Annotated in this window: 13 protein-coding genes; 2 read left to right on the forward strand and 11 right to left on the reverse strand. The window is 39.3% G+C overall.

The genetic code is table 11. The annotated features are described in order from the left end of the window. Positions 1-161: 161 nt before the first annotated feature. Together BLR62_RS06825 and BLR62_RS06830 are read left to right on the forward strand one after the other, a co-directional pair. Positions 162-1,478, forward strand: a complete 1,317-nt coding sequence (locus BLR62_RS06825) for a 6-phospho-beta-glucosidase (protein WP_090795097.1) — start codon at positions 162-164, stop codon at positions 1,476-1,478. 160 nt (positions 1,479-1,638) lie between these two features. Next, positions 1,639-2,892 carry a methyl-accepting chemotaxis protein gene (locus BLR62_RS06830; protein WP_176759244.1) on the forward strand — a complete coding sequence of 418 codons (1,254 nt, stop codon included), beginning with the start codon at positions 1,639-1,641 and terminating at the stop codon, positions 2,890-2,892. Between the two features lie 48 nt (positions 2,893-2,940). On the opposite strand, the gene BLR62_RS06835 is transcribed toward BLR62_RS06830, so the two are convergent. The 11 genes from BLR62_RS06835 to purC all read right to left on the reverse strand — a co-directional run bounded on the left by BLR62_RS06835 (position 2,941) and on the right by purC (position 15,604). Next, positions 2,941-4,545: a hypothetical protein gene (locus BLR62_RS06835; protein WP_090795101.1), complete on the reverse strand. Its 1,605-nt coding sequence runs from the start codon at positions 4,543-4,545 to the stop codon at positions 2,941-2,943. After that, positions 4,538-5,332 (reverse strand): ABC transporter ATP-binding protein, encoded by a 795-nt coding sequence (locus BLR62_RS06840; RefSeq protein WP_090795103.1) that lies wholly within the window; start codon positions 5,330-5,332, stop codon positions 4,538-4,540. The genes BLR62_RS06835 and BLR62_RS06840 overlap by 8 nt, the downstream gene beginning before the upstream one ends. A gap of 586 nt (positions 5,333-5,918) precedes the next feature. After that, entirely contained in the window at positions 5,919-7,172 is a 1,254-nt protein-coding gene (purD, locus tag BLR62_RS06845) for a phosphoribosylamine--glycine ligase (protein ID WP_090795106.1), read from the reverse strand. 37 nt (positions 7,173-7,209) lie between these two features. Further along, on the reverse strand, positions 7,210-8,745 hold the full coding sequence (gene purH / locus BLR62_RS06850) for a bifunctional phosphoribosylaminoimidazolecarboxamide formyltransferase/IMP cyclohydrolase (RefSeq protein ID WP_090795109.1): 1,536 nt from the start codon (positions 8,743-8,745) through the stop codon (positions 7,210-7,212). Next, a complete protein-coding gene (gene purN / locus BLR62_RS06855; protein WP_090795112.1) occupies positions 8,742-9,329 on the reverse strand; it encodes a phosphoribosylglycinamide formyltransferase in 588 nt (195 codons plus the stop codon). Before purN ends, purH begins: the two co-directional genes overlap by 4 nt. Further along, the gene (gene purM, locus BLR62_RS06860; protein WP_090795115.1) at positions 9,326-10,348 is read right to left on the reverse strand and encodes a phosphoribosylformylglycinamidine cyclo-ligase; all 1,023 of its coding nucleotides are present in this window, start codon (positions 10,346-10,348) and stop codon (positions 9,326-9,328) included. Before purM ends, purN begins: the two co-directional genes overlap by 4 nt. Positions 10,349-10,368: 20 nt before the next feature. Then, complete coding sequence (gene purF / locus BLR62_RS06865) at positions 10,369-11,778, reverse strand: amidophosphoribosyltransferase (protein ID WP_090795118.1); 1,410 nt, start codon at positions 11,776-11,778, stop codon at positions 10,369-10,371. Continuing rightward, positions 11,754-13,982, reverse strand: a complete 2,229-nt coding sequence (purL, locus tag BLR62_RS06870) for a phosphoribosylformylglycinamidine synthase subunit PurL (RefSeq protein WP_090795122.1) — start codon at positions 13,980-13,982, stop codon at positions 11,754-11,756. Before purL ends, purF begins: the two co-directional genes overlap by 25 nt. Next, positions 13,966-14,649, reverse strand: a complete 684-nt coding sequence (gene purQ / locus BLR62_RS06875; protein WP_090795125.1) for a phosphoribosylformylglycinamidine synthase subunit PurQ — start codon at positions 14,647-14,649, stop codon at positions 13,966-13,968. The genes purL and purQ overlap by 17 nt, the downstream gene beginning before the upstream one ends. Continuing rightward, positions 14,646-14,897, reverse strand: a complete 252-nt coding sequence (gene purS / locus BLR62_RS06880; protein ID WP_090795127.1) for a phosphoribosylformylglycinamidine synthase subunit PurS — start codon at positions 14,895-14,897, stop codon at positions 14,646-14,648. The genes purQ and purS overlap by 4 nt, the downstream gene beginning before the upstream one ends. Continuing rightward, entirely contained in the window at positions 14,894-15,604 is a 711-nt protein-coding gene (purC, locus tag BLR62_RS06885; RefSeq protein ID WP_090795129.1) for a phosphoribosylaminoimidazolesuccinocarboxamide synthase, read from the reverse strand. The genes purS and purC overlap by 4 nt, the downstream gene beginning before the upstream one ends. Between the last annotated feature and the right edge of the window lie 11 nt (positions 15,605-15,615).

The following is a 15,615-nucleotide window of genomic DNA, read 5'->3' on the forward strand; positions in this document are numbered from 1 at the left end:
AAATTTGCGACGATGATTAAAGGTTTTATGTAACATCTTGTTCCTAATAAAAAACACGTCCCATTCGTTGGAACATGCCACTAAATCAGTCCAAGTACTATAATTTAATATAAAACCACGTTACGATGAGAATAGATTAAATACTACTGGAGGGATCAAGCATGCAAAAAGGATTAAAAGTCGCAACAATTGGTGGCGGTTCTAGCTACACACCCGAGTTAATCGAAGGATTTATTAAACGCTATGATGAATTTCCATTAACCGAACTATGGTTAGTCGATATTGAAGAAGGAAAAGAAAAGTTAGAAATTGTAGGAAACTTAGCTAAACGAATGATTGAAAAGGCAGAGCTTCCGATCGATGTTCATTTAACACTTGACCGCGAGGAAGCGTTAAAAGATGCTGATTTTGTCACGACACAGTTCCGAGTTGGTTTACTTGAAGCGCGTGCAAAAGATGAACGTATCCCTTTAAAATACAATGTCCTCGGTCAAGAAACCAATGGGCCAGGTGGCTTATTCAAAGGGTTACGAACAGTACCAGTGATTGTCGATATCTGTAACGATATGGAGCGCCTTTGTCCAGATGCTTGGCTTATTAACTTCACGAATCCTGCCGGAATGGTGACAGAAGCTGTATTACGTTATACGAACATCGATAAAGTCGTAGGACTCTGCAATGTACCAATCGGAATTGAGATGGGGATTGCAAAACTATTGGACGTTGATGCTTCACGCATTCACATTGATTTTGCAGGCTTAAATCATATGGTTTATGGCCTGGATGTTTATTTAGATGGTGAAAGTGTCAAAGATCGAGTAATTGAATTGTTATCAGACCCAGAAAACACGAGCTTTGTGAAAAACATTGACGGAATTGGTTGGGAACCTGAATTCATTCGTGCACTCGATGCACTCACTTGCCCGTACCATAACTATTACTACAAATCTCAAGACATGTTAGAAAAAACGAAAAAAGAAGCTGAGGAAAAAGGGACGCGAGCAGAGGTTGTCCTCGAATTAGAAAAGGAACTATTCGAGCTCTATAAAGATCCTGATCTCAATATTAAACCTCCTCAACTCGAAGAACGTGGTGGTGCTTATTACTCAGATGCGGCTGTTCGCTTGATTACATCCATTTATAATGATAAGCGCGACATTCAACCTGTGAACACACGTAATAATGGCGCGATCGCAAGCATACCGAATGACTCAGCTGTTGAAATTAGTTCTGTCATCACTAAAGATGGACCCAAACCATTAGCGATTGGTGACTTACCTGTTGCGGTTCGAGGACTTGTTCAACAAATTAAATCATTTGAGAGAATCGGTGCTGAAGCAGCAGTTAATGGCGATTATGACAAAGCCGTTCTAGCCTTAACTATTAATCCACTGACACCAAGTGATTCAGTCGCAAAAGCAATTATTGATGAGATGATGGAAGCACATAAGACACATCTGCCACAATTTTTTAACTAAATTCGACAATTTTGTGAACATAACATTATAACATTGTCTAACCCCGATGACATCAAGACGTCACCGGGGTTTTTAAATTTATCAAAATTGTCGCTTCATTCGACAATCTCTGCTATACTCAAGTAGCCTATGAAACTAAATGACTAAAGGAGAACGAATGATGTCCTACAAGAAAATTACTTTTTGGAAAAGAATACAAGTGCATGCGATTTTAATTTTAATCGTCGTCTTACTTGTCAACACGACCCTTTCAAGCTTTGCTCTAAGAATCATTGATATGACCGGTATTGACTTCGGTTTAATTGGCTGGTTTTTAAGTAACTTTATGGGGGTTATTATTTCTACTACACTGATTGCTACGTTTTTAAATTATTATGTCCTAAAACCGATTCGTAAAATGGAAAAAAGTATTTATGCATTTGAACAAGGTAATCACGATGTCAGGTTCAACACAAAAAATTTCAATGAAATTGGTGTATTAGGCAGTCGACTGAATACGCTATTCTCCAAAATCCAAAACCACCAAGAAACTCAACAACACCAAATCGACTACATAGAAGAAAAATCCGAAAACATATCAGCTGATATGAACCAATTAACAGAAGATATAACGGGATTAAATAACTATTTTAATGAGATTTCAAATGGTGCTGTTGAACAACTCTCTACATTTGAAGAAACATCAGCCATTACCGACAACATGAACAGTCAATTTCAATCGATTGCCGCAACCATTGATGAATTAACACGTTCCTTTAATCAGATGCGCACACAAACAGACCAAGGCATCACGCAAGTAAGTGAATCATCAAAAGCAATGGAGACGATAGCAAAAACGTCTGATGATACAAAAGTGATTGTTAATCAATTAACAGAAGAAATTGAAAAAATTAAAGAGATCGTCACATTAATTAATGATATTTCTGAACAAACCAATCTTTTAGCACTTAATGCGTCAATTGAAGCAGCACGTGCGGGAGAGCATGGTAAAGGATTCTCCATCGTCGCGGATGAGGTGCGTAAGCTAGCTGAGCGCTCTGTTGATGCAACAGATCGAATTGCGTCCACCGTTGATCATATTTTAAGTGGCGTTGGAAATGTAAGTAATCAAACCGAAACACAAGCAGACCATATTGCGTCAGAGTCAGAAAAAATTCTAGCGATCAATAGCGGCTTTGAGGAATTTGCGAAAACAATCGCTGAAAACATTAAGATTATGGATGATATTAACCAGCATACACAAGATGTTTCACAATCAAGCGTTGAGATTGCATCAGCGATGGAACAAGCGACATCAAAATCCGAAGATACAACAGAGCACGTGACTAAAATGAGTGAATTTATTGACGACCAACAAAACAAAACAGAAAACATTCAACAACAAGTAAAAGATCTTAAAAAAGCCTTTGATTAATCAAAACGACACGCTCCCATTTATTTTGGAGCGTGTCGTTTTTGTTGTTTATATTATATAGCGCCAAGCCATTAAATGACTCACGACCAATAAAGCAAAGTAAATAACAGCACCATAGACGAATAGACTGATCAATAGCCAATGAATCAATGCAAATAGAACTATAATAAACATAGACATAATCATCAAACCTGTATTCGCTGATTCCATCACTGAGAAAGGCTTTGAAAATGGATAAATGCCATAATTAAGGATTCGGTAACTAATAACAGTCGATAAATTCCCAACTAAGAAGACGATTAAAACATGGATTAAGACATTGGAACCTATAACTATATAATAAAACAGACCTAAAAATACGATGAGTGGTACAAAGAATTGAACGATAAATGCTTTTAACGTCGCCCGATAAAACAAACGTTTGTTTTGAACGGGTAAACAAAAATAGACCCATGCGCCTTCTGATTTATTCGAATACTTCAACATATACACTACCGTTGGAATAAATAGCGTCGTGAAATATAAAGGAATTAAATACATATACTCAATCTGATTCCATGCTGGATTCAACAGAAATATAATAGGCAGTATAAGTGACAAGCCGAGCGTTGGATAAACTTTTAACTTAAATTCCTGTTCCTTTAACATCATAGACCGACTAAACATAAACATCGCACGTTCCTTATGATCACGTGTGACCAATTTAGCGATCTGATACCAGAACGCTCTCAATCTGTTTTTATGTTCACCCGATTGTGCCATTAATTTTTGAAGATTTTGTTCAAACGAACGCATGAATCGTATGTAAAGAACCAAACCAACAATCGGTACAACGATCGCAAGCATACCTCCAGTGATCGTAAGTGCTGTCACGTGATCTGCTAATACGATTTCAAAAAGATTACTAAACCAAATAGGTGGCATTAATAAATACCACGCTTCCATCGTAAAATCAGCTGTTATATTCATTAAATTTGCTGCGTGTGCCACAAATTGATACCCGACAAAAATCCCTAGTGTTAAAATAATTTGAATACCATTTATAAGATTTCTTAACTTTTCACCATCAAAAAATTTCAATACCGTGACGTAAAAAACCGCTGTTAACACGATCGATAAAATGGTAATTAAAACACTTGAAACGAAAAATAAAAGAAAGAAAACAGGGCCTTGAATAAACAGTGAAACCATGAGTGGAATGACTAAAAATGCTCCTGCTATTTGGACGATATAAATGACGACATGGAGTAATTTCACTAATACTTGTGTCCTTTCATCAACAGGCTTCGTTTTTAATATGACGTGATCACGTACATCAAGCAGTACAGATGAGAAATCGGATACCATCGATGTCATTAAAATAAACATCATCATCGTAAACACAATGGTTAAGTGGATGAGGTAATCACCATCTATAACTAAGAAAGGTATAAATATAAAGCCATATAGTGCATAAAGAAATAATGACTTGATAAACGGACTCATCAACTGAGATGAATTTTTTCGGCTATCTTGTACAATCGTTGGAACACGCCTGCGATCCATCGCTAATTTGAATGCTAAAATAAGACGAAGTGTCGGATAGTCAGCACCTAAACGTTTAACAATAAACTGAAAGCGATCGATAATTTTAAGAGCCGCATTATCATACATCAGCCTCGACTCCTTGAATAACAGACACAATGTTTTCAGCTGACTCGCCATGTGAATCAAATCCCGTTAGCTGATTAAAAATATCTTCTAGTGATCCTTCTTCATTCTTCGCCTTAAGTTCTTCAAAACTTCCATCCGCTACGATATTACCTTGATTTAGTAAAATAATTCGATCACTGATCTTTTCCACGACATCCATAATATGCGAGGAGTAGAAAATGGTTTTACCAGCATCTCTCAACTTTTTCATCATATCTTTTATCACCATAACGGAATTAGCATCAAGACCATTCAACGGTTCATCAAAAAAGATCAAATCTGGATTATGTATTAAACTTGCAACAATTAATAGCTTTTGTTTCATTCCTTTTGAGAAGCTGCCAATACGCTTGTTGCGGACACCATATAAATCAAATTCATCAAATAATACAGGCAGTTTTTTATCAATGGTCTCCATTGTCAGTCCGTACATTTGCCCAACAAAATCAATGTATTCTTTAGCGGTTAAGTCGTCATAAAGCTCTCCGTTTTCTGGAACATAGCCAATTTTACGTTTATAATCAATAGACTTATCAGAAATGATTTCACCAAAAACTTTCACTTCACCTTTATATGAAGACAAAAGGCCGAGAATAATTTTGACCGTTGTACTTTTACCCGCACCGTTTGGCCCTATGTAACCTATGATCTCACCAGCATTTACTTTTAAATTAATCGAATCAAGTACTTGTTTGCCTGTAAACTGAATCGACAAATGACTTAATTCTAAAATTGGTTCTTTGTTCATCTCATTCGCCTCCTACCTAAAACTATGGCCATTGTAACATAATCTATTTTTCAATCCATTTATTTCAAATGAAAAACTAAGTGAAAAATAAGGATTCAAATGACAGATCATCTTTTGTTATAAACAAAAAGCTTCTCGTCACCACCTGATTATAAAGAATTGTAAGTAAAAGATTGCAGTGAACTATTACCGAAGTCTTATTTTTATACAATGAGGAATCAATACATCTCTATATTGATGATTCCATACTGTATTTTAACCAAACCACTCGAGAAAAAAGAAATTTGCGCACCTATAAGTTATTGCGTGATGACAACGAGACGCCTGCGGGAACAGCGCGAGCCGAAAATCCACTTAGGAAAGTGCCTTTCTTTCCTAAGTTAGTTGAGGCCGTGCCCGCGGCAAGCGAGTGGTCGATCACACGCACGCTTATGATAAAAGCTGTGTATGCTATTGTACTTTAACCCAACACATATTCTAGACGCTATTTTAGAGCCGATAAAGATAGCCAAACAACAATGGATAATTATCTATTGTTGTTTGGCTATTATAGTGACTTGTTTGCTTTTTCTCAATTTTTTTATAGCTAACGTCTTGGTCCAATATCATTTCTGTAGAAGAAGTTTTCTGATACATCAAAGCTAGATAAGTAGTGATTGATCTCTTTTTGAGCATTCTCATATGAGTCTTGAATCGATCCTACTAAAAGAACACGGCCACCTGTCGATGCATACGTTTGAGTTGATGCTTTTTTTGTCCCTGCATGTGTTACATAACATGTTGCAGATGAAGGGAGGGGTGGCAGTTCCACATCTTTCTCATATGCGCCAGGATACCCGCTTGAAGCAACAACAACACCTACTGCACATGCATCTTTCCACTGAAGATTTGGATCTTCTCCATTTGACACCTTCTCGATCACATCGATTAAATCATTTTCTAACAAAGGCAGCACGACTTGTGTCTCAGGATCACCGAATCGGGCGTTAAATTCAATCACTTTCACACCTTGCTTTGTTTCAATCAGACCAGCATAAAGAATTCCGGTAAACGGAACACCTTCATCAACCATCGCTTTTGCAGTCGGTTCAAGGACGTGTTTAATTGTTTCTTCTATTTTAGACGGCTCAAGATCTGAAACGGGTGCATAGGCGCCCATTCCGCCAGTATTCGGTCCCTCGTCATTTTCGAAAGCGCGCTTAAAGTCACGAGCTGGAATCATTGGATACACATGTTCACCATTTACAAAAGCAAAGAGTGAGAATTCTTCACCATCTAAAAATTCTTCAATCACGACACGTGCACCCGCTGCGCCAAATCGGTTCCCATCAAGCATATCCTCAATCGCACCAAGGGCAACGGATTCTTCTGTTGCGACGACTACACCTTTACCAGCCGCTAAGCCATCAGCCTTAATCACAATTGGAACGCCTTGTTCTTTCACGTAGGCTTTGGCTTTTTCACTATCAGTAAACGTCTCGTAACGAGCTGTTGGAATCTGATGTTTTTTCATTAACCCTTTAGCAAAATCTTTACTACTTTCAATTCGGGCCGCTTCTTGTGTTGGACCAAAGATCAGTAAATTTTCTTGTCTAAAACGATTCACGATCCCTTGAGCGAGAGGAATTTCTGGCCCTACAATCGTCCAATCAATCTCGTTTGACTTAGCAAACTCAACGAGTGACTCGAGATCATCTTCTCGAATGTTCACCGTTGTTGCTTCATCTTCAATTCCGCCATTTCCTGGTGCTACAAAAATCTCTTTGACTCGCTTAGATGTCGATAATGTTTTAACGAGCATATGCTCACGACCGCCACTTCCGACAATCAGCACTTTCATTTAAATCGCCTCACTAGATATAGATTTATCTGAATTATTAATGTTTAAAATGACGCATACTAGTCGTGACCATTGCAATACCATGCTTGTTACATGCATCGATCGAGTCTTGATCGCGCTTCGAACCGCCTGGTTGTATAATGGCTTTTATACCAGCTTTAGCTGCATTTTCTACTGTATCTGGCATCGGGAAAAAGGCATCTGAAGCTAAGCTAGCACTGATTGCTTTTTCACCTGCTTGCTCAAAGGCAATTTGAGCAGCACCGACACGGTTCATTTGACCTGCTCCAACACCAAGTGTCTGTTTATCTTTAGCGACAACGATAGCATTTGATTTCACATGTTTCACAACACGCCATGCAAATAATAAATCATTCAGCTCATCTTCACTTGGCTCTCGATCTGTCACAACCGTTAAATCTTCTTTTGTAATATGCCCGTTGTCTCGCCCTTGAACTAATAAACCACCGACAACACTCACCACTTTATCCGTTTGGTCTTGTGTAAACTCACCATCAATTTCAAGGAGTCTTAAGTTTGGTTTTTGTGCTAAAAGATCAAATGCTTCTTGTGAAAAACTTGGAGCAATGACAATCTCTAAAAATATGCCATGTAATTGCTCAGCCGTTTTTAAATCGACTTCACGATTAAGGGCAACAATCCCGCCAAATATAGAGATCGAATCGGCTTCATATGCTCGACCGAATGCATCACTCAATGTATCCGCAATACCAACACCACATGGATTCATATGCTTAACGGCTACAGCAGCCGGTTGTTGGTCAAACTCCATCACAATTTCAAGAGCAGCATTGGCATCTTGTATGTTGTTATAAGATAAAGCTTTTCCATTCAATTGTTTAGCATGTGCAATCGATGCCTCATTTGAATTGGCTTCTTTATAAAAGGCAGCATCTTGGTGAGGATTCTCACCATAACGTAATGATTGCACTTTTTCATATGATAATGTCAACGTCTCGGTGTCTTTTTCACCGGTTAGCGTACGGAAATAATCCGCAATTAACGCATCATAATGTGCCGTATGACGGAACACTTTAGCTGCTAAAGCTTTTCGCCACGTTTTATCCTCATAACGATTTTTAAGTGATTCAAGGACTTCACCGTAATCTTCTGGATCCACAACTACAGCCACGTCACTGAAGTTTTTAGCAGCGGAACGTAGCATCGTCGGACCCCCAATATCAATATTCTCAATTGCATCCGCTTCTGTTACATTTGGATTAGCAATCGTCTCTTTAAATGGGTATAGATTGACCACAACGACATCGATCGGTGTAATTCCTTGTGATTTTAACTGTGCTTGATGCGAAGCGTCATCTCGCTTCGCTAATAGCCCACCATGTATAATGGGATGTAGGGTTTTGACTCGTCCATCTAAAATCTCTTCTGAACCTGTTACTTCAGACACTTGATACGCCTCAATACCATTATCGGTTAATTTCTTCAACGTACCACCTGTTGAGATGAGTTCATAACCTAAATCAACTAATCCCTTTGCAAATCCGACTAAATTTGTTTTGTCTGAAACACTTAATAACGCTCTTTTTGTCACGCTTGATTCCCCCTATTGATTAATTGTTGAATTGTGTTTGGGTATAATAAATGCTCAACTTTTTGAATCTCATATTCAAGATCAGGTTTAGACATACCATCTTTTACATACACCGCTTCTTGTGCAATAATACGTCCTGTATCCATCCCTTTATCAACAAAGTGGATCGTGACCCCAGTCACTTTCACACCTGCATCAAACGCCTGTCCAACAGCATCTAAACCTTTAAACGCTGGTAAAAGCGATGGATGAATATTAATGATTCGCCCTTCATACGGTGTTAAAAGTGTATCACCTACAAGCCGCATGTAGCCAGCCAAAATGATCCAATCCACTTTTTCTTTATGTAAAGCCTCTACAATTTCTTGTTCAAAGACTTGCTTACTCGAATAGCCTTTAGGATCAAATACAAACGTCGGGATCCCAGCACTCTTTGCCTTGTCGATCACTTTCGCCTCTGGTTTATCCGAGACGACAAGTGCGATTTCGGCATTCACTTGCCCTTCTCGAATCGCTTTTTCAATGGCTTCAAAGTTACTTCCTGTACCGGATGCAAAAACAGCTAACTTGTTTAATGCACTCAAACGAGCGTCACTCCCTGAGTTTCTGTCGTATGTCCGATTACATAAGCCGATTCATTTGCTGATTCAATCGCTCGAATGGCTTCGTCCTTCTCATCTTGACTGACCACAACAGCCATACCGATTCCCATATTAAACACACCCATCATCTCATCATCTGTCATCTTGGCTGTTTCCTGTAACCACTTAAAAATAGGTGGAACTTCCCAACTCCCTCTGGTCAACTCAACACCTAGTGAATCTGGTAACATACGAGGTAAGTTTTCATAAAAGCCGCCACCTGTTATATGGCTAATCCCTTTAATCGTTACCTTCTGTTTAAGTGCTTGAATCGCTTTGACATATATTTTAGTCGGTTCGAGTAACACATCGCCAATCGTTTTATCGAAACCTCCAACTTGATCTGTTAAAGCGATTGAAGCATCTGATACTATTTTTCGGACGAGAGAAAAGCCGTTTGAATGAACGCCGCTTGATGCGATGCCAATCACAACATCATTCGGCTTAATTTCAGTTCCCGTAATGAGGTCGGGTTTATTGGCCATACCCACAACAAATCCAGCTAAATCATATTCATCTTCTTGATACATACCTGGCATTTCTGCTGTTTCCCCACCAATTAAAGCAGCACCACTCTCCACACAACCATCAGCGATCCCTTTCACAATTTGCTCGATTCGTTCAGGATCATTTTTTCCACACGCAATATAATCTAGGAAAAATAAAGGATCTGCACCTTGAGCGACGATATCATTCACACACATGGCGACTAAATCAATACCGACTGTATCATGACGGTCCATATCAAAGGCGAGTTTTAATTTCGTTCCCACACCATCGGTTCCTGAAATTAAAACCGGTTCTTCATACGACATTTTCGATACATCAAACAAACCTCCAAAAGCGCCAACGCCCCCCATGACTTCTTTTCGATCTGTTCGTTGGATATGTTTTTTCATGAGCTCCACGGCTTGATAGCCTGCTTCAACGTCCACACCAGATGCTTTATATCGATCACTCATTGTAGACCTCCTGTTTATCATTAATCTTTGTACGCCGGAATGACTGTATCCGGATAAATCTCTGTTGGATATTGACCCGTAAAACAAGCGTGACAGATGCCTTCTTCTTTTGAAGGTTCTGTTACAATCGAGTTTTCTAAACCTTCAACCGTTAAGAAAGCAAGACTATCTGCTCCAATTTGTTCTCTCATTTCTTGTGTATCATAATTAGATGCGATTAATTCAGCCTTCGTTGATGTATCGATCCCGTAATAACAAGGATTAACAATCGGTGGTGATGCGATTCGAACATGCACTTCTGTTGCGCCCGCTTCTTTTAAGAGACGAACAATTCGTCTGCTTGTTGTCCCTCTAACAATCGAATCATCGACCATGACAACGCGTTTGCCTTCGACAATACCGCGAACGGGGGACAATTTCATTTTCACCCCTTGTTCTCTCAGTTCTTGAGAGGGCTGAATAAAGGTTCGACCGACATAACGATTTTTAATTAAACCGAGTTCATAAGGAATACCAGCCTCTTCTGAAAAACCGATCGCTGCTGATATACTTGAATCAGGCACACCCGTTACAACATCCGCTTCAACAAAAGACTCTTTGGCTAATTGCTTACCCATTACTTTTCGACTGGCATGAACATTTTTACCGTTTATATCACTGTCTGGTCTTGAAAAGTATACATATTCCATCGAACACAATGTACGACGCATGGGTGAACTAAATGTTGTAGATTTCAGTCCGTTCTCATCAATGATTAGTAATTCACCCGGTTGAACTTCTCGTTCGTAAGTAGCTCCGATTAAATCAAATGCACATGTTTCAGATGCGACGACATAAGCGCCATTTAAACGTCCTAGGGATAGCGGACGTAACCCTCTTGGATCTTGGGCTACATACAATTGCTTTTCCGTTAAAAGTGCAAATGCATACGCGCCTTTTATCATACCAAGCGCCTGTTTGATTGCTTCTTCTAAATGGAGGTGTCCACTCCGTTTGATCAGGTGCGCAATCACCTCTGTATCAGATGTCGTTTGCAATATACTACCTTGGGCTTCTAGCTGTGACTTTAAAGCAAAAGCGTTCACTAAATTCCCATTATGGGCTAGTGCCATGCTCGATGATTGAGAACGGAACAACAATGGCTGAACGTTCTCATATCCACCGCCTCCTTGTGTCGCATAACGAACATGACCTAAGGCACTTTCTCCTGTTAATGAGTTGATCTGCCCTTTTTCAAACACGTCATTAACAAGACCCATTCCTTTATGAAGATGAAGGGATTCACCATCACTTGTTATAATACCAGCACCTTCTTGGCCACGGTGTTGTAAGGCGTGCAAACCATAGTAGGTAAGCTCATTCGCTTTCTCATGACCCCAAATCGCAAACACACCGCATTCTTCGTTTAACCCTTTGAGTTCACTAAGCATGGTATAGCTCCCTTCCATTGTTTCTCTAATTCTTTAACAGATTGATCAATCGCACGTTCTTGATTCAATTCAACCGTTAACATTGCATCATTGGTCACTCGACCGATCACACGAGCATCTTCATTTTTTTCTAAAAAGGCTTCTACATCATCTGGTTTAACCGAAACGACAAATCGTGACTGTGATTCGCTGAATAATAGGCTCGTTGGATCGCCTTCTAATTGAACATATGCTCCTAATTGTCCTTCTGTAAATAAGCTTTCCGCTAAACCGACAGCAAGTCCGCCCTCAGAAAGATCATGTGCAGATTGAACAAGTCCTGATTGAATCGATTCTAATAACTGAGCTTGTCTTCTTTTTTCGACTTCTAAATCAATTGACGGTGCTTTTCCGAAATAGTCACCTTCTAATAAAAATTGCAGTTCACTTCCACCAAACTCTGGTTTTGTATCACCAATTTGGATAATCACGTCACCTGTTTGCCTAAATGTAGAAGGGGTAATATCTTCTGTTGAACGATGCAATCCGACCATCCCAACAACAGGAGTTGGATAGATGGCTTGTTGGTTCGATTCATTATAAAGCGAGACATTACCGCTTATAACAGGTGCATCTAAAGCAAGTGACGCTTGACTCATCCCGTCAACACTCTTTTCCATTTGCCAAAACACTTCAGGTTTATCCGGATTACCGAAGTTTAATCCGTCTGTTAAAGCAAGTGGCTTCGCGCCTGTTGCCACAATATTTCGACACGCTTCAGCAACCGCAATCTTGCCACCTACTTCTGGATCGAGATAAATATAGCGCGAATTACAATCTGTTGTAATCGCGATTGATTTGTCATAATCACGAATGCGAATGACCGCAGCATCCGATCCTGGAGCAAAGACTGTATTGGCTTGAACCATTGAATCGTACTGATCATAGACGTACTCTTTACTTGCGATCGTCGGTTGTTGTAATAAACGGCTCAACATTTCATTCGTATCTTGAACAACGGGTTCATAGTTAGGCATCGCTTGAAATGTTTTATAATAATCCGGTACCTTTGATGGCTTATGATAAACCGGTGCATCTTCTGCTAAATTATCAACCGGGATATCACACACAACTTCGCCATTATGAAGTAAACGGAATTGATTATCCGATGTGACATGACCAACGTTTACAGCATCTAAACTGTATTTTTTGAAAATATCTACAATCTCTTGTTCACGTCCCTTTTCAACGACGAGTAGCATACGTTCCTGTGATTCTGACAGCATCATTTCATAAGCTGTCATGTTTTCTTCGCGTTGAGGGATTAAATCGAGATTCATTTCCATACCCATGCCAGCTTTACTCGCCATTTCAGAAGCAGATGAAGTCAGACCAGCAGCCCCCATATCTTGCATACCAACAAGGGCATCTGAATGGATCGCCTCAAGACAAGCTTCAATCAATAATTTTTCCATAAAAGGGTCGCCAACTTGAACATTTGAACGTTTACTCTCAGAATCCTCTGATAAATCTTCTGATGCGAATGTTGCCCCGTGAATACCGTCTCGACCTGTTTTCGATCCAACATATAAGACGGTATTTCCTTCACCTTTAGCAATCCCTTTTTGAATATCTTTTTGATCAATCAACCCAACACTCATCGCATTCACGAGTGGGTTCCCCTCATAACATGGATCAAATTGAATTTCGCCACCGACTGTTGGGACACCGACACAATTACCATAACCCGCAATCCCGTGAACAACTTCTTCAAATAAATATTTTACACGTCCTGTCGTCAAAGGACCAAAACGAAGTGAATTTAATGATGCAATTGGACGAGCGCCCATTGAAAAGATGTCACGTATAATTCCACCGACACCTGTAGCGGCACCTTGATAAGGTTCGACAGCAGACGGGTGGTTGTGGCTTTCAATTTTAAATGCAACGGCTTGTCCATCACCAATATCAACAATCCCAGCCCCTTCACCAGGGCCTTGAATGACTTGAGGGCCGTCAGTTGGAAAACGGGATAATAGTGGTTTTGACGTTTTATAACTACAGTGTTCCGACCACATTACAGAAAAAATACCTGTCTCTGTGAAATTCGGGCGTCTTCCTAATATATCTTTAATCAGTTGATACTCCTCATCAGACAATCCCATCTCACGATAATGGGTCTCTTTTTCAACAACTTCCGGTGATGGTTCAAGCGTTTTTAGCATATTGATCCCTCCAATTAACCAGCATTGACTTAAACAATTTCAGCCCATCTTCACTACCTAAAATGGATTCTGTTGCACGCTCAGGGTGTGGCATCATCCCCAAAACATTACCTTGTTCGTTAATAATACCAGCAATATCAGAAACAGAGCCGTTCGGATTATTCTGATAGGTAAAGACAATTTGATTATTTCGTTTTAATTGTTGTAATGTTTCATCGTCACAATAGTAATTCCCTTCACCGTGGGCAATCGGGATCTGAATCGCTTCATTTTCTTCATATAAAGACGTAAACTGAGTCTGGTTATTTTGAACAATAAGCGTTTCATAATGACATAAAAACTTTAACTGCTTATTTCGGAGTAAAGCGCCTGGTAATAGACCTGCTTCGAGTAAAATTTGAAACCCATTGCAAACGCCCAAAATAGGTGTACCATTTTCTGCTTCTTCTCGTAATGAACGAACAATTGGTGAAGTTGACGCCATTGCACCACAGCGCAAGTAATCACCATATGAAAAACCACCTGGAATTAATATAGCATCATAACCTGCGAGCGATTCTTCTTGATACCATACGAGTGTTGCCTCTTCACCTAGAGCGTCTTTTGCAGCATGGTACATATCACGGTCACAATTTGAGCCTGGAAATACGACGACGGCAAACCTCACTTTGCAACACCGTCCTCAATCGTATAGGTATAATTTTCAATGACTGGATTAGCTAATAATTTACGACAAATCTCTTCCACCTTTTCCTCAATTCGATCTGAGTTATCAAATGTAAGGTTAATCAATTTACCTACGCGAACATCTTCAATGCCTTCGTAACCTAAATTGTGCAAAGACCCTTCAATTGCTTTTCCTTCTGGGTCTAGTACCCCTTCTTTTAACGTAATATGAACATTAACATTTATCATTTTATTGCCTCCAGTCGTTTTAAAATCGTATCGTATACCGTTAACAAATCACCTGTACCTTGTCTAAAGACATCTTTGTCTAATTTCGCATCGGTTTCTTTATCCCATAACCGACATGTGTCGGGGGAAATTTCATCTGCTAAAACAATTTGACCGAGCAGATCTCGACCAAACTCTAGCTTAAAATCAACTAAAGTCACACCAATTGAGTCAAACAAATTCATGAGTACATCATTGACTCTTAACGCATAGGCCTTAATCTGTTCAAGTTCCTTATCAGTCGCATCGGTTAATAAAAGAGCGTGCTGGTCATTGATGATCGGATCATCTAACGCATCTTCTTTATAAAAAAATTCAATTAATGGTGGATGAAACGGGCGATTTTCCTCAAAGCCTAATCGTTTAACAATACTACCCGTCGCCCGATTGCGTACAACGACTTCTAGTGGAATAATTGTTGTCTTTTTAACTAACTGTTCTGTATCATTCAATTTTTTTATAAAGTGACTCGGGATATCGTGTTCAGCTAAATAATGAAACACATGAGAAGAAATTAAATTATTAAATCGACCTTTACCATCAAAGACTTCTTTTTTCTTTCCATTAAAAGCTGTGGCATCATTTTTATAAGATAAAATCAGTTCATTCGATTGATCCGTCTGATACACTTTTTTCGCTTTTCCTTCATAAAGGAGGGATCTAGTCATCTCACAACACC

This window comes from Pelagirhabdus alkalitolerans, assembly GCF_900096905.1.
Taxonomy (GTDB): Bacteria; Bacillota; Bacilli; order Bacillales; family Amphibacillaceae; genus Pelagirhabdus; species Pelagirhabdus alkalitolerans.

Bases quoted from the DNA above. Each gene is read 5' to 3' on its own strand.
- BLR62_RS06825 (WP_090795097.1), top strand. From the start codon at position 162: ATGCAAAAAGGATTAAAAGTCGCAACAATTGGTGGCGGTTCTAGCTAC.
- BLR62_RS06830 (WP_176759244.1), top strand. From the start codon at position 1,639: ATGTCCTACAAGAAAATTACTTTTTGGAAAAGAATACAAGTGCATGCG.
- BLR62_RS06835 (WP_090795101.1), bottom strand. From the start codon at position 4,545: ATGTATGATAATGCGGCTCTTAAAATTATCGATCGCTTTCAGTTTATT.
- BLR62_RS06840 (WP_090795103.1), bottom strand. From the start codon at position 5,332: ATGAACAAAGAACCAATTTTAGAATTAAGTCATTTGTCGATTCAGTTT.
- purD (WP_090795106.1), bottom strand. From the start codon at position 7,172: ATGAAAGTGCTGATTGTCGGAAGTGGCGGTCGTGAGCATATGCTCGTT.
- purM (WP_090795115.1), bottom strand. From the start codon at position 10,348: ATGAGTGATCGATATAAAGCATCTGGTGTGGACGTTGAAGCAGGCTAT.
- purF (WP_090795118.1), bottom strand. From the start codon at position 11,778: ATGCTTAGTGAACTCAAAGGGTTAAACGAAGAATGCGGTGTGTTTGCG.
- purL (WP_090795122.1), bottom strand. From the start codon at position 13,982: ATGCTAAAAACGCTTGAACCATCACCGGAAGTTGTTGAAAAAGAGACC.
- purS (WP_090795127.1), bottom strand. From the start codon at position 14,897: ATGATAAATGTTAATGTTCATATTACGTTAAAAGAAGGGGTACTAGAC.
- purC (WP_090795129.1), bottom strand. From the start codon at position 15,604: ATGACTAGATCCCTCCTTTATGAAGGAAAAGCGAAAAAAGTGTATCAG.